The organism is Halomicrobium mukohataei DSM 12286 (genome assembly GCF_000023965.1).
GTDB classification, from domain to species: Archaea; Halobacteriota; Halobacteria; order Halobacteriales; family Haloarculaceae; genus Halomicrobium; species Halomicrobium mukohataei.
The window spans coordinates 1,623,297-1,640,680 of record NC_013202.1 but is presented as its reverse complement, the minus strand read 5'-3'; the positions used below and the strand labels follow the sequence as shown (position 1 = coordinate 1,640,680).

General features: G+C 58.2%; 27 protein-coding genes. 19 read left to right on the top strand and 8 right to left on the bottom strand.

Features of this window, described 5'->3' with window-relative positions:
• Nucleotides 1-74 precede the first annotated feature (74 nt).
• From HMUK_RS08225 to HMUK_RS08160, 13 genes are all read left to right on the top strand, one after another.
• A complete protein-coding gene (locus HMUK_RS08225) occupies nt 75-338 on the top strand; it encodes a hypothetical protein (RefSeq protein WP_015762677.1) in 264 nt (87 codons plus the stop codon).
• Nucleotides 338-820 carry a hypothetical protein gene (locus HMUK_RS08220; protein ID WP_015762676.1) on the top strand — a complete coding sequence of 161 codons (483 nt, stop codon included), beginning with the start codon at nt 338-340 and terminating at the stop codon, nt 818-820. Before HMUK_RS08225 ends, HMUK_RS08220 begins: the two co-directional genes overlap by 1 nt.
• Before the next feature lie 4 nt (nt 821-824).
• Nucleotides 825-1,553, top strand: coding sequence for a hypothetical protein (locus tag HMUK_RS08215; RefSeq protein WP_015762675.1), 729 nt, complete (start codon nt 825-827; stop codon nt 1,551-1,553).
• 299 nt (nt 1,554-1,852) lie between these two features.
• On the top strand, nt 1,853-2,308 hold the full coding sequence (locus tag HMUK_RS08205) for a hypothetical protein (protein ID WP_015762673.1): 456 nt from the start codon (nt 1,853-1,855) through the stop codon (nt 2,306-2,308).
• A gap of 1 nt (nt 2,309) precedes the next feature.
• Nucleotides 2,310-3,200 carry a hypothetical protein gene (locus tag HMUK_RS08200; protein ID WP_015762672.1) on the top strand — a complete coding sequence of 297 codons (891 nt, stop codon included), beginning with the start codon at nt 2,310-2,312 and terminating at the stop codon, nt 3,198-3,200.
• 4 nt (nt 3,201-3,204) lie between these two features.
• Nucleotides 3,205-3,852, top strand: coding sequence for a hypothetical protein (locus HMUK_RS08195; protein ID WP_015762671.1), 648 nt, complete (start codon nt 3,205-3,207; stop codon nt 3,850-3,852).
• Between the two features lie 73 nt (nt 3,853-3,925).
• Nucleotides 3,926-4,489 carry a hypothetical protein gene (locus tag HMUK_RS08190; RefSeq protein ID WP_015762670.1) on the top strand — a complete coding sequence of 188 codons (564 nt, stop codon included), beginning with the start codon at nt 3,926-3,928 and terminating at the stop codon, nt 4,487-4,489.
• Entirely contained in the window at nt 4,486-4,929 is a 444-nt protein-coding gene (locus tag HMUK_RS08185) for a hypothetical protein (protein ID WP_012808001.1), read from the top strand. Before HMUK_RS08190 ends, HMUK_RS08185 begins: the two co-directional genes overlap by 4 nt.
• A 5-nt stretch (nt 4,930-4,934) precedes the next feature.
• On the top strand, nt 4,935-5,138 hold the full coding sequence (locus tag HMUK_RS08180) for a hypothetical protein (RefSeq protein WP_049940786.1): 204 nt from the start codon (nt 4,935-4,937) through the stop codon (nt 5,136-5,138).
• Nucleotides 5,138-5,365: a hypothetical protein gene (locus tag HMUK_RS08175; protein ID WP_015762668.1), complete on the top strand. Its 228-nt coding sequence runs from the start codon at nt 5,138-5,140 to the stop codon at nt 5,363-5,365. Before HMUK_RS08180 ends, HMUK_RS08175 begins: the two co-directional genes overlap by 1 nt.
• 78 nt (nt 5,366-5,443) lie before the next feature.
• Nucleotides 5,444-5,677 (top strand): AbrB/MazE/SpoVT family DNA-binding domain-containing protein, encoded by a 234-nt coding sequence (locus HMUK_RS08170; RefSeq protein WP_049940785.1) that lies wholly within the window; start codon nt 5,444-5,446, stop codon nt 5,675-5,677.
• The gene (locus HMUK_RS08165) at nt 5,674-6,099 is read left to right on the top strand and encodes a PIN domain-containing protein (protein ID WP_015762666.1); all 426 of its coding nucleotides are present in this window, start codon (nt 5,674-5,676) and stop codon (nt 6,097-6,099) included. Before HMUK_RS08170 ends, HMUK_RS08165 begins: the two co-directional genes overlap by 4 nt.
• 159 nt (nt 6,100-6,258) lie before the next feature.
• Nucleotides 6,259-6,846 (top strand): tyrosine-type recombinase/integrase, encoded by a 588-nt coding sequence (locus tag HMUK_RS08160; RefSeq protein WP_015762665.1) that lies wholly within the window; start codon nt 6,259-6,261, stop codon nt 6,844-6,846.
• Here HMUK_RS08160 and HMUK_RS08155 read toward each other — a convergent pair whose 3' ends face one another.
• Together HMUK_RS08155 and HMUK_RS17585 are read right to left on the bottom strand one after the other, a co-directional pair.
• Complete coding sequence (locus HMUK_RS08155; protein WP_015762664.1) at nt 6,847-7,182, bottom strand: hypothetical protein; 336 nt, start codon at nt 7,180-7,182, stop codon at nt 6,847-6,849.
• Between the two features lie 11 nt (nt 7,183-7,193).
• Nucleotides 7,194-7,334: a hypothetical protein gene (locus tag HMUK_RS17585; RefSeq protein WP_015762663.1), complete on the bottom strand. Its 141-nt coding sequence runs from the start codon at nt 7,332-7,334 to the stop codon at nt 7,194-7,196.
• 416 nt (nt 7,335-7,750) lie between these two features.
• Here HMUK_RS17585 and HMUK_RS08150 point away from each other — a divergent pair, with 416 nt between their 5' ends.
• Nucleotides 7,751-8,635, top strand: a complete 885-nt coding sequence (locus tag HMUK_RS08150; protein ID WP_012807489.1) for an IS1595 family transposase — start codon at nt 7,751-7,753, stop codon at nt 8,633-8,635.
• A 290-nt stretch (nt 8,636-8,925) separates the two neighbouring features.
• Here HMUK_RS08150 and HMUK_RS16755 read toward each other — a convergent pair whose 3' ends face one another.
• The 3 genes from HMUK_RS16755 to HMUK_RS08135 are packed head-to-tail and all read right to left on the bottom strand — an operon-like array spanning nt 8,926 to nt 10,492.
• The gene (locus HMUK_RS16755; RefSeq protein ID WP_015762662.1) at nt 8,926-9,870 is read right to left on the bottom strand and encodes a TIGR02391 family protein; all 945 of its coding nucleotides are present in this window, start codon (nt 9,868-9,870) and stop codon (nt 8,926-8,928) included.
• Nucleotides 9,871-9,874: 4 nt separating this feature from the next.
• A complete protein-coding gene (locus tag HMUK_RS08140) occupies nt 9,875-10,165 on the bottom strand; it encodes a hypothetical protein (protein WP_015762661.1) in 291 nt (96 codons plus the stop codon).
• A 3-nt stretch (nt 10,166-10,168) separates the two neighbouring features.
• Nucleotides 10,169-10,492, bottom strand: a complete 324-nt coding sequence (locus HMUK_RS08135) for a MarR family transcriptional regulator (protein ID WP_015762660.1) — start codon at nt 10,490-10,492, stop codon at nt 10,169-10,171.
• A gap of 405 nt (nt 10,493-10,897) precedes the next feature.
• On the opposite strand from HMUK_RS08135, the gene HMUK_RS08125 reads away from it, so the two are divergent.
• The 5 genes from HMUK_RS08125 (at nt 10,898) to HMUK_RS17165 (ending at nt 15,158) form a co-directional block, all read left to right on the top strand.
• Nucleotides 10,898-11,434 (top strand): hypothetical protein, encoded by a 537-nt coding sequence (locus HMUK_RS08125; protein ID WP_015762658.1) that lies wholly within the window; start codon nt 10,898-10,900, stop codon nt 11,432-11,434.
• Nucleotides 11,427-12,464, top strand: a complete 1,038-nt coding sequence (locus HMUK_RS08120; protein WP_015762657.1) for a tyrosine-type recombinase/integrase — start codon at nt 11,427-11,429, stop codon at nt 12,462-12,464. The genes HMUK_RS08125 and HMUK_RS08120 overlap by 8 nt, the downstream gene beginning before the upstream one ends.
• Nucleotides 12,465-12,895: 431 nt before the next feature.
• Nucleotides 12,896-13,108 carry a hypothetical protein gene (locus HMUK_RS17905; protein WP_049940782.1) on the top strand — a complete coding sequence of 71 codons (213 nt, stop codon included), beginning with the start codon at nt 12,896-12,898 and terminating at the stop codon, nt 13,106-13,108.
• 43 nt (nt 13,109-13,151) lie between these two features.
• A complete protein-coding gene (locus tag HMUK_RS17170; RefSeq protein ID WP_126967180.1) occupies nt 13,152-13,484 on the top strand; it encodes a hypothetical protein in 333 nt (110 codons plus the stop codon).
• A gap of 165 nt (nt 13,485-13,649) precedes the next feature.
• A complete protein-coding gene (locus HMUK_RS17165; protein ID WP_015762656.1) occupies nt 13,650-15,158 on the top strand; it encodes a hypothetical protein in 1,509 nt (502 codons plus the stop codon).
• A 20-nt stretch (nt 15,159-15,178) separates the two neighbouring features.
• Here the strand turns inward: HMUK_RS17165 and HMUK_RS18085 are convergent, their stop codons facing one another.
• The 3 genes from HMUK_RS18085 to HMUK_RS08100 all read right to left on the bottom strand — a co-directional run bounded on the left by HMUK_RS18085 (nt 15,179) and on the right by HMUK_RS08100 (nt 17,371).
• Complete coding sequence (locus HMUK_RS18085; protein ID WP_015762655.1) at nt 15,179-15,388, bottom strand: winged helix-turn-helix domain-containing protein; 210 nt, start codon at nt 15,386-15,388, stop codon at nt 15,179-15,181.
• A gap of 587 nt (nt 15,389-15,975) precedes the next feature.
• A complete protein-coding gene (locus HMUK_RS08105; protein ID WP_015762654.1) occupies nt 15,976-16,551 on the bottom strand; it encodes a SprT-like domain-containing protein in 576 nt (191 codons plus the stop codon).
• Nucleotides 16,552-16,603: 52 nt separating this feature from the next.
• A complete protein-coding gene (locus HMUK_RS08100) occupies nt 16,604-17,371 on the bottom strand; it encodes a Nif3-like dinuclear metal center hexameric protein (RefSeq protein ID WP_015762653.1) in 768 nt (255 codons plus the stop codon).
• Nucleotides 17,372-17,384: the final 13 nt, after the last annotated feature.

Sequence of the window (17,384 nt, the reverse complement as noted above, 5' to 3'; positions counted from 1 at the left end):
GCTGTACGAGGCAGTATCCGTTATTCCTCGTTTCGTGGCTCGTTGAAGGCTCTACACCCACACATCCGGATTGCATGGAATTTAGTAATGCAATCGACACGCTCGCCTCGGAGGACTACGTGATGGACGTGGCCCTCATCGGCGGCGGGTACATGGCACCGGAACTTGTGCAGTACGCAGTCGAGAACAAGATGGGACGGGACCTCCCGAACGAAGCCTACGGGGCGACAGTCGCCGCTGGCGGCGCGCTCTACGGTGGCGCTGGCCGGAAGGTCGCCATCGGCGGCGGCATCAACGTTCTGGAGGAACTCCGCGCTCGGGTCTCGGAGGGTAACTGATGTCGGAGAGTCTGACCAACCTCGGCAGCGCGAAGGTCGACGCGACGGAAGAGACGAACATCCCAGACACCGACAGCACGATCCTCACGTGGTCGCCCGTCGACGGGCTCGTCATCGAGATCGACAATCACGTGTACGGCGGTTCTGGCGTCCCCATCTACGCCGAGCTGAAGGACGCCGACGGGAACGACCTGCCTCGCGACACCGAGGTGTTCCTGCGGTGGGACACCCCGAGTCGGGATCAGCCGATGATCGTGAGCGAACGCCTGAGCAACATCCGACAGTACCGGACGCTCTCGCTCAAGGAACAGCAGAACGAGGAGTACCGAGAACAGACTCGAACCGAACTGAACGGGGACGGCCTGGTCGTGCTCGACTTCGAGGAGGTACAGGTCGCCATCCGATCGTCGAAGCAGATCGACTGGGACAACTCGCGCCTGGAGATCGACCGCAAGGCCGTGACCGTCCGAGCGGAGGACTAACAGCATGAACGAGCAGATCATGCAGCGTCTTCGGGAGGCCAACACCAGCCGCGACAACATCACGAACGGTGACTTCAGCTTCTCGACGGGATCGCCCGGACAGCCAACGACCGTCGCGGAGTACCAGCCCAAGCGGGCGCTGTCCGTCGACGCAACCCGTCCGTTCGACCTGTCGCTGGTGGCTCGCGAGACGTTCACGACCGACGGAAACGCCGGAGACGCCGAGACGTTCCCCCTGACTCACGAACTGATCGATTCGAGCGTGGTCACCGACTCCGTGGTGATGTACAAGGGCGACAACCGCGTTCAACCGGACTCGGTCGATTACGCCGCCGACCAGATCACCTACACGGACGACGGGACGGACAACACGCTCACGATCTACTACACGAGCGGTGCGCAGGCGCTCGTGGAGATTCAGAAGGTCGCACCCAACGGGACGCCGGACGTTCTCTTCTCGGCAGACATGGGGATGATCCACCGTCGGGACCAGGGCAAAGAGCCCATCACCGTCGACGCCGATCAGTCCCCGCTCCATCCGTTCATTCCGGCGGACTTCACGCTCGCACTCACCATCACGGCCCCGTACACGGTCGCGTTCGCTACGGACGCGAACGGATCGGGGACTGAGGTGGTCGCAACGAACGCGCTCACTGACCTGCCTGTCCGCGGAGCAGAAGGCCCTATCGACGGGCTGAAGCAGGCAGTGGCGACTGACGCGGCACGGAGGTAGAGCCGTGCCGTCCGGCGGACTTGTTACACGAGACGTAACCGGACGAGAAGCATCTGGCACCGGTCGCAATCCACCCGGAGAGCCACGCACCGCAGCAGCGACGACGAGCACTGGTCAGCGAGACGGCCAACAGTACGGACCGGACGACTCGGCGCTGGACGAGATCCTCCGGGGGCGTCCGATCAACCGAGACGACCTGCTGCTGGCCAGCACCCTGTGCATGCTCGTACTGCTGCTGTACACGGCGATGGAGGACGGTACGATATGATTCACAACAGCAACGACGTGGTGATGAGCCAATGAGCACTGTCGGCCCTGACAGCGTCATCGAGCGGGTGCTGTCCGAGTACGGTATCGGAGCCGACTCCTGGCACGAGGATCTGCTGGAGAGCGACACGGACCGGCTCCTGCTCGCGCTGTTGCTCGACCAGCGTGGCGACCAGTATCTCGGCGAGACCAGCACCAGCGACGAGCCGACGTATTTCGTGACTGAGGTGCCGGTCGCCGTCGACGGCGTCGGCCAGCAGAGTCTCGACTGGGGGTTCCCCGCCGATACGGTCACCGTGTGGGGCTTCGATGGGCCGGTGCTGGTCTCGTTCCAGCAGACCGGGACCAACCGCGAGATCCCGCTGACGGCCTCGGAAGCGCCGTTTTCGCTCAGCCCACCCGGTGGACTCAACGCCTCAAAGCTGTGGTACCGAAAGATGACCGAGAGTGACGCCGACACCACTCTGAAAGTGTTGGCACTACGATAACATGACTTTCGAAGGACCAATCGCGACGACGTGGGGCAAAGCACTGGCGGCACTCAGAGACAACATCGCCGGGATGACCAACTGGTCGCTCGAAGACACCTCAGCGAACGGCGACGCCGAGAGCATCGCCGACGGGGAGTGGTTCGTCATCAGCGCACCGAACGGCGAGTGTTTCCAGATTTTCGTACTCGACAATGGGTACGCTGGAGCGATCCGAATGGAACACGGTCCCAGTTGGGACTCGGCAAACTCGACGTGGGCCGATCGCTACGCGCACGACGTGGCTGCTGAGACCGGCAGAGACGATTATGATGATCCGATGGGATATGCGCCCGACGATAGGGGCGGAGAGATCATCGACGAAGGGGACAGCGTGAGCTACTATCTCGACTACTCCGACACCGACGGGTGGGCCTTCTACGTCGAGCGGAACGTCGGAGACGGCAACGACGAAGATATGGCGATCGGGATGGCCCGACTCGCAGAGACCTGGGACTTCGACGCGGCCGCCAACCGAGAGAGCAATTACGCAGTTCTCTGGCACGCACAGTGTTACGACACTGATTACGATGACCGCCACTCACGCAACTGGACGAACTTCCTGAGCGCGATGCCCGGAACGCAATCGGGCAGCAGCCAGCACGGTCGAGGGCAGGTGAACCCGGACAACAACTTCGCGAACTACACGACGACGGACAACGTGGTGTGTTCGGGCCAGTACCAGAACAACGACGGGAATGACGCCATCATCGGGACGCACTCGATGTGGGTTCGAGAAGAATCGGGCGACGACGCCAGCCACGAAGACACGATCCAGGACGAGAGCGCGAACAACCTGTACAAGCTGTGCAAGGCACACAACGTGGCACAGGTCGGCATCGCGATGGAGTGACCCGATGGCGACGTTCACAGAGGCACCGACGGCGGCGAGTGCCCGATCGCTGAGCGACAGCGACGACTCGCGGACGGCCACGTCGGCCTCGGCAGCCACGTCGAGCCAGAACCGGCCCGACACGTCCCGTAGGGTAGCCCCGTCGGGGGCTGTCACGGCTGACACAGTGCGGCCGCGGCCAGAGCGCACCGGCCATGCAGCTGGGGCGGCGACGACCGACACGGTCCGACCGCGGCCCCACCGCCGTCGAGATCACGCCGAGAGCACCGACCAGAGTGGGATCCTCATTCCCGCAGCCTTCCGGCCCGTCGCTGTGGAGGTAGTCGATCCGGACGGCAACCCGCTGCCGGAAGTCGAGTGGGTGATGTCTGCCGGCGTGTTCCCGACGGCGGCCGCGATCGACGACGACGCTCGGGGCGATCTGCCCTGTCTGTCGACGACCTACACCACGTTCATGGGCGTGGCCCGGAGAGCCAACGGCCCCGACGGTGTCCGGTACACGTGGTTCAATCCCGCCGTCGACGACGACGGCAACCCTCTCCAAGAGCCCATCGGGCCGCTGGACGATACTGCGCAGATCGTCCTCGATCCGGTGAAGCTCAAGGGGCTCAGCGTCGGCCGTGGGGGTAATCTCGGAGGGTCCCTCTCGTGACCGACTACCGGCACCGAATCTATGGTGATACAATTATGAACGACAGCAACACTCAGAGCAGAGGTATCGAGCGATGAACGCAGTCGAGAGATGGGAACAGGCTACCGGGAAGGATATCAGCCCCGACGGGGCGATCTCCGAGTCAGACGACAGCACCGGCTCGTCGCCGAGCAGTTCGTCGTCGAGTCGCGGATCGGAGCAGACACAGGACCTCATCGACCGGCAGACTGACGACTCGCGCGACGACGGTTATTCGCCCCCGGACCCGAACCCAGATTCGGGCTCAGGAACGAACGGCTCGGATCACACGATCATCAGCGGCCGCAACGAGGGCAGCAGCGACACGACTGTTGGCCCGTCTGAGGGCGTCGAGGACACCGATGGCGACGGATCTGCCGATGCGGTGGTGACCACACCGGATAGCAGGACTGACGGCACTCCGAACTCCAGTCAGGCGGATCGAGGGACCACCGCTCCGGATGGCTCGACCGACTGGCCGGGCGACGGGACGCCCGGTACCGACACGTCGGATTCCTCAGACAGATCACCGACCGGTCCGGCCGGCCTGCCGATCGAGGCAGTCGGTGCAGTCGGGGCGATCGCGCTACTGGTCGCGATCTGGGGGTGGTCGCGGTGAGTCCGGCTCCAGCGGCAGCAGCGGCCGGCGGCGCGCTCGCCGATAACGCCGACGAGGTGGCCGATGTTGCCAAGCAGGGCAGCGCCGATGCCCGTCAGGTCGCGGAGTCTCGCGGCGGGCAGATCCTCATGGTGGTTATCGGTCTCGGGCTACTGTACTACGTGTACACTGCCGTCACCGTCGGCAGCGACGTGGCTGACGGCGCACAGGATGCCGCGGATGACGTGGGCGGCGCTGCTGGCGATAGCTGGGACGGTGCGACGGACGTGGCCGACGGCACCGGCGACGTTGTCAGCGACGGGATGGACTGGTGGCTTGGCGGCGCTGCCGACACGGTCGAGGGTGCTGGTGACGCGGCCGGTAACGGCTTTAGCTGGGCGACCGGCGGCGCGGCCGACACGGTCGAGGACGCCGGGGACGCCATCGGAGGGTTGCTCTAATGGGCATGAGCATCGGTCTTGGGACGGTCGCGGCACTGCTGTCCGTGCTGGTCGCTATCGAGCTCGCACAGTTGGAGGTGCTGCGACGGACGGCCCAGCGGTCGCGATCGAACCGCAAGCGGCTCAGGGCGCTCCTGCGGGCCTTCGGCGTTCACGACGAGGGGCCGACCTACGACGTGGACGCCGACGCAATCGGGGAGGGATCGTGATGCAGGCAGTCCTACCTGCGCTCCCCGACACGCAGACGGTCGCGTTCGGCCTGCTGATGTTCCTCGGTGGCATGGCCGTCCCGACCCGCTACGGGATGGAGCGGCTCGAAGGGTTCGGGCGAGCGGTCGCCAGCAAGCTCCCGTACCGGCCCCCGCCGGGGACCGACGAGCAGGAGGCGATGGCCGACGCCGTCGACGGCGACGAGAGGAAGCGGAGCAGGTCGTGAAGCTCCTGTGTTCTTTCCCCAGCGTGGCACATGAGAAACCACATGAGGCTTAACTGACCACAGCACATGGCTATCAATATGGGAACCAGCGACGAGACGACCGTGAGTGAACGTGGTGGCGTCACGATCCCCTCCGAGATCAGAGAGGCACTCAGCATCGAAGCGGGAGACAAGATCCGCTGGACCGTCGAAGAGGGCGACGTGATGGTGGAGGTCGTCCACCAGCGCGAAGGTGTCTTCGATGACTTCGAACCCATGTCGATGGGAGGAGACGGCGGGACCGCCCACAACACGAGCGGAGAGGAGCGATGAGCAGGGCACTCTTAGATGCCACTGCCCTCATTGCTGCGGCGGATCGTGACGACGCTGACCACCAGCGTGGACTGGAGATTCTGCGCGGGATCGACTACGGAGAGTTGCCCGATGGCGTCATCACCAACGAAGCGTTGCTTGAGACGCTGAATTTCGTCGAGGAGCGAAAAGGCCATGACCGCGCCGTCGACCTCCTCGACCGCTTCGTACAGGGCGCACACTTCGAGCTGCAGTACAATCCGAAGAAGAACTTCGGCCTCGGTCGATCCCTGTTTCGTGGCTATCCCGGCCTGAACTTCGGCGACAGTATGCAGACTGCGTTCATGGAGTCTGAGAACATCGAGTATATCTATAGCTTCGACGACGACTTCGACTCGATCGACGGCGTCACACGCCTGAATAGCGCAGTGAACCCCTACTGAAGGATCACACCCAAGCTTTTCTGCGACAGTTTTGCTCTTCTGGTGTCCGCCTCTCGGCACAGAGTCGGACAGAATCACCCCCATCTGGCCCCTGATTGGGGGTCCACGACCGGAACTTTCTAGGATTTCTGACCGCAAAGGAGAATTACCGGACAACAGATGAACCTCGAAGAATACGAAAAACAAGACGGAATGAAGGCATGGTTATCTGAACGAGAGGTCAATCAACTGCTGGACCATTCCGATGAAACCGAGTGGCGCGTAGCTATCCAACTGGCGGCCCACTGTGGCCTTCGAACCGACGAAGTTGTGCGTGTCGCTCCCGATCACGTCGCAGATACGGATGCTGGGAAGATGCTTCGGGTGTGGGAATCAGCGAAGACTGGACACTACCGTGAGACGCCGATTCCCTCCGACTTAGCGACAACCATACGAACGGTGGGAGACATCCGTGAGGAGCCGACTGATGAACCGGTGATTCAGTCCAGCAAACGGTCACTACGTCGCTGGATATCCAGAGCACGCGATCAACTGGCTGAGGAGACTAGTGAACCCGGCTGGAAACATGTCGGGATGCACGATCTCCGACGAACGTGGGCGACGAGCCTCCGGTCGGCCGACGTTGACGCGATGGTCGTCTGCGACTGGGGCGGCTGGGACGACCTGGAGACGTTCCTGGACCACTACCGGGGAACGCACAGCCCCGAGGCACAGCTTCGGGAGCGGGAGAAAGTCGAGTGGCTGTAATCAGGGTGGATGGTTGTCTGCTCGATCACTGAACTGATCCAAGTCCCGATCGTACGTCGTTTTCCGTTTTCCGACGCCGATACAGTACATAGTCTCTCCTTTTCGGATGAAGAAGAGCCTAAGCGGATCATCTCGATACCGATAGACCGTCTTGTCACCCGTGTGCTCTACGATTGTTAGAACTTTCAGAATCGGCCGTCCCCAAGTGACAAGATCTTTTTCGACCTTCTCTATCCCCTCAACTGCATCTTCCCGTTCTTCATCACTAAAACTCGAACTCTTGAGGTCTCTCAACACCCACTCCTCAACATTCTCGACGGCTTCTATCTCCCCCATCAATAAGTCCGCTACAGATCGAGTTTGTCCCGAAGATCGTCAGTAGAGCAGGTATCGTCTTCATCGAGATCAATAGAATCGAGCCGCTCAGAGAGGCTATCACCGTTTCCAAGTTCCGGCTCGTGTTTCTTGTCTTCGTCGAAGGTGCTCATTAGCGTGTCTAGGACAAGCGGTTGCTAGTTGATAAATTACTAGGCCACTAGGCTACTCAGCTACTAGACGATCACGGATAGGTCTAAACAGTAGCTCAGAGCCACCAACATATCGAGTTCCGTTACGGTTCTGAGACTAGGAAAGTTTTATGTAGTCTGTAGGTCCAATGCCACTTGTGGCATTGGACCTGAAGGCGGGACACCAAAATTATGACTCTTATCGACTCTAACAATAGATTTCGAATCTCTTTGAATACAAACTCCGTATATTCTTCACAGATTTAACTAAAATATTGATCTGATAGTATATGATTCGGGCAGACATATAATAACGCTCTTGCGAAGGAGATTGTTGATAGCGATGGCTGGAGCTGAAAGTCGAAGAGGGCAAGGGCACCGCGCTAGCGGTGCCCGATATGTTCCCAATAAGCCGGTTCGTGTCGGAATCGGCTGCAGCGGACCTGCTGGAACAGGTTCGCTGGCGTGATGGCGTCGAGTGCCCCCGCTGCCGTTCTGACCTGACGGTCAGAAACGGCAGCTACCGGGTGTATCAACGGTATCTGTGTAAGAATTGCGGTCGCACGTTCAACGACAAGACCGACACGATCTTCGCTCACTCGAAGCTGAAGCTCAAAGAATGGTACTTCACGATCTACGTGTTCTTACGGTTCAACACGAGTATTCGGCAAATCGAGGCAGAGCTTGATTGTTCCTACCGGACGGTGAGACGGCACGTCGAGCAGTTCGCCAGAACTCTCGACGCGCCTTCGATTACGCTGTCTGGACCGGTCGAAATCGACGAAGTGTACGTCTCTGCTGGTCTCAAAGGCCGCGAGCGTGACCAGGAGTCGCGCTCGCGTGGCCTGTCCACGCGTGGACGGGGATCGTACGACGGCGACAAACCGCCGGTGTTCACGCTCGTCGATCGTGGTTCGGACGAGCGGTACGTCGTGCCAGCGAAATCCGCTGACGAATCGACCGTTCGACTCCTGCTTGCTGACCACGAAGAGGAGTCACTGACCGTCTATACGGACGGATTTCGGGCCTACGACCCACTAGAAGACGACGACTCATTCACCCGCAAATACGTCGTCCACAGCGACGGTGAATACGCTGATGGCGAAGTACACGTCAACGGCTGCGAGAGCCACGCGTCGCTGACGCGACGGTGGCTCTCGCCCCATCGAGGCGTCTCGAAAGACAAGCTAACGCCGTATCTCAGAGCCTTCGAACTCCGCCGTGAACTCTACAGAAAACCAGGTGACGAAGCACTCAAACATGCTCTCAACGCCGCACTCTGAAAATCAACAACGTGCTTCACAAGAGCGTATAATAATCGTGAAAGCTAAACGGTGTCTGATATCTATGAACACGACCACAGAATCCTAGTTTTTCGACTCACTGGACGGGTCATTTCGGCCCGATTTGGGGGTGAAGTGCTGAACTGCCGAGGAGATTCGTGGTCACGATCGAGGGCGACCGGCGAATATGAACACGGAGTCACCCAGTCTCGTGTTCATATTGGAGGAAGCCATTTTCTCGACGCGCAACCCCATGTGTGATTACGTCAAATATGTTTTCAGCTCTTGCTTCAGGGGCTACTGGCATATTGGTCTAAAAACCGGAGTTGAAGATTGACGAATGATATTATATTGTGGGCCTCTTCTTTCCCAAGATCATCTAAATACCGTTCTTTTGACTGATCTGGAGACCGATGGCTAAGCGGATTCCTGATTGCTTGATATGAGCCTGCATACAGAAACATTACACCCTGTTCCTCCGCAGATCGTTCTCCAAATGAGAGAGGTCCACCCGACTTGGTTGCTTCCTGAATAAGCTCGCTCCCATCCTTCTCTTTGAGTTCTTCCGGAGATTTTTGCCGAACACGTTCTTCAACAATTTTACCCGCTGTCTGAACAGCGTCGCCAAAATTTCCCCGATCATACTTTGGGAGAACACGCTCAATGAGTTCATCATCTAATTCAGAGGTTGGGTAGCTGAAACTACCAACATCTTGATCATCTCTATTTTCTCTGCCGTAGCTGTAGAGAAACTCCTCCAATAAATCCCGGAACTGACGGATATTGTATAGATTATTGTATGTGTTTTTATTTACGTCTTTCTTTGGGCCTGCTGGGATCTTGTATAACCCCAAATCTTGATCCCCAAACCAAACTCCTCGATCATTAACTGAAACATGTAGGTCAAAATTGATTCTTTCTCTTCCAACCGCTACTTCATGGCCTCTTTGACCATATACTCCCGATACCTCTCCTAAATTGACACTGACTGATCCTTTAACGTCCGAATCCAGCCATTCAGACGTTACTGTTAACATTCGCTCAAGGGTACGTCTTTGAATGTCTTGGGCCTCTACGTCGTGCGCCTCTCTTTTGCCAGTTTCACTAACATCATAGTGACTCATCTGGAAATCGATACTACCACTATCGTCGTCAATCATAACTTCAGCTTCCTCTTCCCCAGATTCCTCTCCAGAATCAATTTTTTGGCAAGTGAAAACTTTATTTATAAACATACATTTAGCCTCCTAGGACTCGCTCAACAGTCGGCTTTGGCCGGTGATCGGCGTCGATCTTCCCCTGAAGATAAAGCATCCCGTCCGTCGTCAGGTCGTACATGTCGCTATAGATCGGCTCGACGAACCGAATGTAGTAGAGCATCTGGCACCGTTCCCAGATGTGACTTGGCGACGCTGTGAAAGCCCTGTCGCGGGCCATCATCCGGGGAGTCGCCATTCCGTCCCGGTCGATGTACTCTAAGATTCGTTCGTCCAGCTGCTTCATCCAGTGGGCCGACTTTCTCTCGTTCATCTCTTAGACCTGCTCGTGGTTCTCCCCGACGCTTGGTCCGTTGTCCTCGTCGAAGACTGGCTCCACCTCGTCCGGTGCGTCTTCGGACGTGTCGATCTCGCCGTTCAGATAACCCTCTCCGCGTTCTGTGATGATGTAGACCCCATTGCCGAGATGTTTCAGGAGTCCGTGCTTGGTGAGCTTCTTGCATCTCTGGTGGACATACTGACGTGAATACCGGACGTACCCGCTTTCTGCCATCGCAGTTGGGCGACCAGATTCATTTTCGCGGATGTATTCGAGAATCCGGTCATCTGCGAGTACCATCCAGTCGCCCGAATAGCGCATGTCTGAGTGAATGAATGCATGACTGATATTGCTCTCGGATGTTTGCCTCGATAGTCTTTGAATGTTTTTAGGTCTCTCGTAAACTATAACTTGCAGGAGCTAATCAGTCATTCATGCATGCCACATGCAAATGTGACCGTGGGTATGGAACCGGCCATGCTCATGCAGATCGAGGAAGAGAAGGATCGGCACAATATGAGCCGAGCAGAGTACATCCGCCACTGCATCCGACAGGCTACGGATTCACCTTTCGACACGCCTGAAACGGTACTCTGCCGGGACGAGAACGGTAGTATCGACGAGTCCGAAACGGGGGCCGCCTAACATGTCCAGTGCCCGGCTGGCCCCTGATTTTGACGACGACGGCGACGACGAAAAGCGTGACGACAGCGAGGAGAGCGGCCCATGACGGTGACCCAGCAGATCTGGGACGGCGACGACTGCCCTCGCGTGCTGTGTGACGGGACTCTCCAGCAGGACGAGGCCGCCGTCGAGTGCTCCGAGTGCGGCGAGACATGGACTCACCACACGGACGAGAGCGAGCACCTGCTGATCTCGCGGGCCGGCAAGATCGTCAAGCGCAAGCAGCGGGTGCTACCCGACGGCGGCGAGATCGACGCCGAGAGCGACCGCGTCGACCCCGAGCGGCTGCCCGACACCTACACGCCGGCCTACGTCGACGTGCGCGGTCAGGGGCCGGTCTACGTCGCCAACTACGAGACGCTGTCGAGCGGGTGGGTCTCGTTCACGGAGTGGCGCGGTCGAGAAGGCAAGCTTCCCCCTCATCGGATCGGCGGTATCCGCGAAGTGCGGACCGAGCACTACGACCAGAGCGACGAAGAGCGCGTCTACGTGAAGGGGAAGCGCGTCGCCGACGCCGACGACCTGGACCGAGCGCAGCCCGACGACGGGGCCGGGAAAGCCGTCGTCGCCGATGACTGACGCGCCGGACCTGTCCCCTCGCGAAGCGATGGAGAGGTACCTGAACCACCGCAAGACGGAGTCGGCAGCGGAGTCCGTCAAGTCGTGGCGGTACCGACTGAAGATCTTCGTCGACTGGACGGAGGAGAAGGAGGGGATCGAGGCGATGAGCGACCTGACCGGGTGGACGCTCGACGAGTACGAGACCCACCGACGCGGTCAGGACCTCGCTGCGTCGACACTGAACGGCGAGATGCAGACGCTCAAGAACTGGCTGGAGTACCTGGCCCGTATCGGTGTCGTCGACGACGGGCTGCCGGAGAAGGTCCACGTCCCCAGCATCCCCGACGGCGAGGGCTCCAACGACGAGATGCTCGACCCGGACGACGCCGCGGCCCTGATTCGGTCGTTCCGTGAGACGCCGGAGCGGTACGGGACGGCGAAGCACGCCGTGCTCGAACTGCTGTGGTTCACCGGCTGCCGTGTCGGTGCAGCTCGGAGTCTCGACCTGCGAGACTACCACAGCGCCGAGCGCTTCGTGACGTTCCACCACCGCGATGGCACGCCGCTCAAGAACGATTCGGACGGCGAGCGAGCGGTCGGCCTACCGGAATCGGTCTGCGAGGTGCTGGACTACTACATCGAGCACTATCGCGAGACCTCTCACGACGGCAGCGGACGGAAGCCGCTGTTCACGACGACGCAGGGTCGCTCGTCCGAGAACACGCTACGTGTGTGGACGTATCTGGCCACGCAGCCGTGCCTGTTCGGTCCCTGTCCCCACGGGGAGGAGCGGGACGCCTGCGAGTACGTCCACGTTCACCACGCCAGCAAGTGCCCGTCGTCGCTCTCTCCCCACCGGATCAGGACGGGGAGCATCACGTGGCAACGCGACTGCGGCCTGCCGGCGGAGATCGTCGGCGAGCGGGTGAACGCCACGCTCGAAGTCATCGAGAAGTACTACGACCAGGCGACGGAGCGCCAGCGGTTGGAACAGCGCCGTCGCCCCTACATCACCGACCTGCAACTCGACACTCCAAGCGAATCATGAACCCACCACATCCACACAGCAGATCGAACCATCGTAACGCCGTCTGTCGATTTTGTGGCTTGGCTCGGCGGTCCCACTTCACCGTTTTCGGCGTCGCATTTCCTCTCGAGCCGCTGGCTCGCTGCTCGACGCCACGGAGTCCTTTGTGGCGTCCGAGGACGACAGAGAGTCGGACGCCGACACAGCGGCGACGTGGAAGCTCGCGCTGTACGGGGCGACGAACCGGTGTTCTGGTCCTGCTCGGAAGCGATCACCGAGGGGATCGACCCGAACGACCGCACGCAGGACCCCGGCGTTCGCGAAGCCGTCCGCTGGTGTTCGCTCGACTCCGTACAAGCGGGGAGCGAGGGCGAGATACGTGACGACCTCGCCCGTCGGCAGGGGACGACCTCGACGATCTCGACGCCGCCGTCGAGCGGGCAATCTCGGACGTGGAACAGCCGCAGGTGCGTTCAACGCTGCCCGAGGAAGCCACATTCCGGTGTATCGTCGACTACATTGGTGCGTATGCGTACTGGGACTTCCCCAGCGACGAGCTGGGCGACGGTCAGCAAGACCTCGAAGCCGTGGAGGACTGTGCCGACGACGATGACGACGTACCCGTCGTAGATCGGGAGAAAGATCCTCCGGTTGCTGATATATAGTCCTGAAGCCAGACTTATTAGATCATGGATTATAGATGAGAGTATGTCGCAGATCGGCCTTTCTGAGGATGAAATAGCCGAATTACGACGGTCTCGAGATAGACCACCAACAAGCTCTCAAGAACTGCAACTGGAACAATGCCGTGCAGCTTCGCGAGAATTGAGATCCAAGCGCCAGACATTAGAGCAATATGATGCTTTAGATCCGGGCGTCGAGGAGACGATTGACGAGATAGCTTCTGAGATAAAACAAAAGCAACGAGCGGAGCTCATTGCGGAGAGAAAGACATTACACGAGAAAATTTTAGATGGCATCCCAGATATTACGATATTCGGAGTGAGTGTAGTGAGTATCCTCACGTTCTCACTCTTATAAACCCGATATATTCTATAGAGCTAGTCTCCCAACGTTTGGAGACAGTGAGACGACCTTGACGATCCCGGCCTCGCCGCAGTGCAGCCTGATGTTAGCATCATAAAAACATAGAATATATTAACTGTATGGAAAATACTATACGGTCAAGTTTCATCTGAAGGTTATATGTCCAGTGAGTCTGAGTTGGAGGATTATTTAGAGGACCTAGTAAGTGATTTTGAAGAATATTATCCAGAAGATGTCGAAGAAATGGATGGGATATTTAAAACATATAGAGGGATGGATTTTCGGAAACCAATCCAATTAGAGATATTCTATATTGAGGACCCTATACCCGCTTACGCCCTTGTCAAGACTCATGACGACAACCGGGATGATTTTGAAATCATCATAAATGGTCCCTTTGATGGTAAAAACTTTATAGAAGAGGCAGATTCAGTCTTGGAATCTCCGCGGTGGCAGCAACCGGTCGAAAAAAGCCGCATATCACATAGACGAGACGTCGATGGTACTGGTTTAGTGAAGCGTCGCCGCCTGTTAAGAGACTTATTTTCAGTTTTCGTTGAAACCGTAGAAGACTCAATATTCCAAGACTATGATAAAAGTGCATACACCCAACTCGATCTTGGGCGGTTCGGCTGGGGCTATGTGATAATAGGCGACATTTTGGAATTAGACCCAACAGATATCTCTATTGTTCAATTAGAGGGTTTATTTGACTCGGTTGATGAAGATAGATCGACCGAAGAACCGGATTCATCACCTCCAGAGAGGGACCGCGATGGGTTGGGTACATATTTTTACAAACCGATTTGGGTTGGCTCTGAACCAGAGCAATCGTTCAAAGATAAGATTCTAAATGAGCCAAATCGTGAGAAGGAAGCTCAGTTGAATTTAAATATACAGGAAATAGATGTATATATTCGACAAGATGGATTTATTTGTGTCGACGAGTCTGATCCTCAGAAGGCATTAAATATACTAAATTCTATCTTTTCAGCATCCCTATACACTACTGAACCATTCCTAGCTGCGACAGTTGATGATCTTGTAGAAGTCAGAATTGAATCCCAGGACGATACAACTGAGATACGTCCTATTGGATCTCCTGAACGAATTGAGCGGAAAATCATCGAACCATATTATAATGTCCAAAATGAAGATCATTTCCGTTCAAGAGATCTGGTATCTCGCGATATAGTTGAGACCGAAACTTTGGAAGCCGTCGTTGATTTGGCAGAGTCGATATGTGCCGATGAGGATTTGCAGGAAAAAGCAAAATCGCTACTCCAGGCATACACTCATCATAAAAATGGAGAATTTAGACAATCTTACCTCCTGACTTGGATCGCTATAGAACAACATATTAACCAATTTTTAGATTCTCATCTTAAAAATACAGTTGGAGTAAATCACGACCGGCGAAAGAAGGTGACCTCTAGTGCAAATTGGACTTCTACGCATAAAATTGAGGTTTTGGAAATGAGCAACGCCATATCAAATACCCAATACGATTCGCTTAATAAAATGAGAAAAAAGCGCAATAACGTAGTCCATGATATGGAAACTGTCTCCCAGAATGAGTCCAGTGAAATAATAGGATTCGCTCACTCGCTAATGAAAGAGGAACTGTCTGAAGAAGATATATTAAAGAGTGACTTAGACATAGAATAAATACTGCCATTAATACATATCTATTTATCAACCCACCAGACCCAGCTTCGACCAGCCTGCTTTCCGCTGATACGACCCGCCGAACGGAGCTCTTTCAGTCGGATCTGTGTCGCATTTGATTTGATCGGTAGCTGCTCGGCAACTTCGTTCGTAGATAGAACAGGATCAGAAGCCTGAGACAGTACTGCGATGATCTCCTCATCGGTTACGTCTGGTTTTCGACCCGCCATTGTGCCGTCTATCGGTTGTGTGGGTCATATAAACTCTGGTTGCCTGTGTTAATGTGATTGAGAACATTACAAGTTTAGAAACTATTATTGTGATGTAGGAGAATAATTAGCCACGGAGGTCACCCGGACTGCTGCAACAGTTCGGAAAACGCGGGCCCGGTGCTGCAACACCGGCCCGCTGTGGCTTCCGTGCCCTAACCACGGAAGCATGATAGCAGACACGACCGCGAGGATTAAACCCCTCGCTCGACCCCGCCGAAGGTTATCGGCCAGTAGTATCGACATCTCGGCCACGGATTCAGAAAACCGGATCCGTGAGCGTATTTGCCCGGCTAGCCGAATCCCGGTTTCGTCACGGCCGATGCTCCGCATTTGGACGATCCGAAGACGGTCCTGGACCATGCCCACAGAACGAACTCGCCTGCTACTGTTGGCTATAACTTCGTGACGACATTCGCCACCCCGTGTGGCGAAATCGGTCACAGATGGACGGCCGACAGTACAGGAGATTCGGTAGATGGACACCGCGAGAGATCGGCTGAACGATTCGCGGAGCAACGCCGGTAGATGCTCGTCCTCGACAGGGTTCACTCCGATCGTTCGACGCATCGAAGCTGTGCCCCACAGCAGTCCGAGCGGTAGCGGTCGTACTCGCGGACGAACGGGCAGTCACGGTAGCGGCGGGCGACGACGGTGCCACAGGTTCGACACTCGAAGGTCCAGCGCGCGTCGGCGAACGTCTGGCAGTGGACCTCGGTGTCGAGTGTCTCGGCGCGCCACCGGAACGCCGCGCCGTGGCCGGTCGTGGCGCAGTGTTGGTACTGTTCGACGTGGATCAGCTCGTGGCGCAGCGTCGACGCCCACTCCGCCTGCGAGAACTCGCGGAACGCGTCCCAGGTCAGCGACAGCGTACAGGGGAGCGGCCTGCCGTCGGCGTCGGGGACGGCGTCCCAGTCCAGGGCGTCGCCGACGGTGGCGTCGTCGATCTGGGGGTGTCTGACCGCGGCGGCGCGGCGGCGGGCCCGCGTCGAGACCGTCCACTCGACGAGGTCGAGGCGCACGTCCACCAGCCACTTGCGACGAGCGTGCTTGCAGTAGGCACGGGACCACGCGATCAGGTCGTCGTGATCGTCGATCGCGTCGAACTCGACCGGCGCGTCCATCGGCGGACAGTGGCCGCCGAGGGCGCTTGAGGGATGCGGTCCGTCGTGGTCGTTACAGTCCGGTCGGGTGGTCGACGTAGGTCGTGGTCAGGCCCCACTCTTCGAGCAGCGCGGCGAGGGATCGGACGCCAACGGTCTCCGTGGCGTAGTGGCCGGCCAGTACGACCGTCAGCCCCGCTTCGCGGGCCTCGTGGTAGGCTTTCTGTTTGCCTTCGCCGGTCACGAGCGCGTCCACGCCGGCCTCGGCGGCTTCGCCGATCCAGTCGCTGCCGCTGCCGGTGACAATCGCGATGTCCTCGATCTCGTCGGGGCCGAAGTCGAGCACCTGCACGGGCTGGCCGGCGGTGTCGAGTTCGTCGGCCAGCGACGATCGGAGGTCCTCGGCGGTGTAGCTGCTGGCTGCCCGTCCGCGCTGGCCGATGTACTCCGGGCCGACCTCGCCGAAGGGAGCCCGGTCGTCCAGTTCGAGCAGGTCTGCGACTCCGGCGGCGTTGCCCAACTCCGGATGGCCGTCGAGAGGGAGGTGGGAGACGTACAGCCCCAGGCCGTGCTCGATCAGGGGAGCCATCCGACGGTAGTGGGTCCCGGTCAGTCGCTCCATCCCGCCCCAGACGATACCGTGGTGTGTGACCAGGAGATCGGCCCCGGCGTCGGCGGCCGCCTCGACGGTCGCCTCGGCGGCGTCGACGGCGACGGCGACGTGCTCGATCTCGGTCGAGCGGGTCTCGACCTGGAGTCCGTTCGGGCTGGCGTCCAGATCGGCGTAGGCCGCCGTGTCGAGTCGCTCGTCCAGTCGGTCCGTGAGTGTCTGCAGATCCATGGCCGGCCCTTCG

What these genes read in the sequence shown, in the direction of transcription:
- HMUK_RS08225 (WP_015762677.1), top strand. Translation starts at nt 75, where the DNA reads ATGGAATTTAGTAATGCAATCGACACGCTCGCCTCGGAGGACTACGTG.
- HMUK_RS08220 (WP_015762676.1), top strand. Translation starts at nt 338, where the DNA reads ATGTCGGAGAGTCTGACCAACCTCGGCAGCGCGAAGGTCGACGCGACG.
- HMUK_RS08215 (WP_015762675.1), top strand. Translation starts at nt 825, where the DNA reads ATGAACGAGCAGATCATGCAGCGTCTTCGGGAGGCCAACACCAGCCGC.
- HMUK_RS08205 (WP_015762673.1), top strand. Translation starts at nt 1,853, where the DNA reads ATGAGCACTGTCGGCCCTGACAGCGTCATCGAGCGGGTGCTGTCCGAG.
- HMUK_RS08200 (WP_015762672.1), top strand. Translation starts at nt 2,310, where the DNA reads ATGACTTTCGAAGGACCAATCGCGACGACGTGGGGCAAAGCACTGGCG.
- HMUK_RS08195 (WP_015762671.1), top strand. Translation starts at nt 3,205, where the DNA reads ATGGCGACGTTCACAGAGGCACCGACGGCGGCGAGTGCCCGATCGCTG.
- HMUK_RS08190 (WP_015762670.1), top strand. Translation starts at nt 3,926, where the DNA reads ATGAACGCAGTCGAGAGATGGGAACAGGCTACCGGGAAGGATATCAGC.
- HMUK_RS08180 (WP_049940786.1), top strand. Translation starts at nt 4,935, where the DNA reads ATGAGCATCGGTCTTGGGACGGTCGCGGCACTGCTGTCCGTGCTGGTC.
- HMUK_RS08175 (WP_015762668.1), top strand. Translation starts at nt 5,138, where the DNA reads ATGCAGGCAGTCCTACCTGCGCTCCCCGACACGCAGACGGTCGCGTTC.
- HMUK_RS08170 (WP_049940785.1), top strand. Translation starts at nt 5,444, where the DNA reads ATGGGAACCAGCGACGAGACGACCGTGAGTGAACGTGGTGGCGTCACG.
- HMUK_RS08165 (WP_015762666.1), top strand. Translation starts at nt 5,674, where the DNA reads ATGAGCAGGGCACTCTTAGATGCCACTGCCCTCATTGCTGCGGCGGAT.
- HMUK_RS08160 (WP_015762665.1), top strand. Translation starts at nt 6,259, where the DNA reads ATGAACCTCGAAGAATACGAAAAACAAGACGGAATGAAGGCATGGTTA.
- HMUK_RS08155 (WP_015762664.1), bottom strand. Translation starts at nt 7,182, where the DNA reads ATGGGGGAGATAGAAGCCGTCGAGAATGTTGAGGAGTGGGTGTTGAGA.
- HMUK_RS17585 (WP_015762663.1), bottom strand. Translation starts at nt 7,334, where the DNA reads ATGAGCACCTTCGACGAAGACAAGAAACACGAGCCGGAACTTGGAAAC.
- HMUK_RS08150 (WP_012807489.1), top strand. Translation starts at nt 7,751, where the DNA reads ATGTTCCCAATAAGCCGGTTCGTGTCGGAATCGGCTGCAGCGGACCTG.
- HMUK_RS16755 (WP_015762662.1), bottom strand. Translation starts at nt 9,870, where the DNA reads ATGTTTATAAATAAAGTTTTCACTTGCCAAAAAATTGATTCTGGAGAG.
- HMUK_RS08140 (WP_015762661.1), bottom strand. Translation starts at nt 10,165, where the DNA reads ATGAACGAGAGAAAGTCGGCCCACTGGATGAAGCAGCTGGACGAACGA.
- HMUK_RS08135 (WP_015762660.1), bottom strand. Translation starts at nt 10,492, where the DNA reads ATGCGCTATTCGGGCGACTGGATGGTACTCGCAGATGACCGGATTCTC.
- HMUK_RS08125 (WP_015762658.1), top strand. Translation starts at nt 10,898, where the DNA reads ATGACGGTGACCCAGCAGATCTGGGACGGCGACGACTGCCCTCGCGTG.
- HMUK_RS08120 (WP_015762657.1), top strand. Translation starts at nt 11,427, where the DNA reads ATGACTGACGCGCCGGACCTGTCCCCTCGCGAAGCGATGGAGAGGTAC.
- HMUK_RS17170 (WP_126967180.1), top strand. Translation starts at nt 13,152, where the DNA reads ATGTCGCAGATCGGCCTTTCTGAGGATGAAATAGCCGAATTACGACGG.
- HMUK_RS17165 (WP_015762656.1), top strand. Translation starts at nt 13,650, where the DNA reads ATGTCCAGTGAGTCTGAGTTGGAGGATTATTTAGAGGACCTAGTAAGT.
- HMUK_RS18085 (WP_015762655.1), bottom strand. Translation starts at nt 15,388, where the DNA reads ATGGCGGGTCGAAAACCAGACGTAACCGATGAGGAGATCATCGCAGTA.
- HMUK_RS08105 (WP_015762654.1), bottom strand. Translation starts at nt 16,551, where the DNA reads ATGGACGCGCCGGTCGAGTTCGACGCGATCGACGATCACGACGACCTG.
- HMUK_RS08100 (WP_015762653.1), bottom strand. Translation starts at nt 17,371, where the DNA reads ATGGATCTGCAGACACTCACGGACCGACTGGACGAGCGACTCGACACG.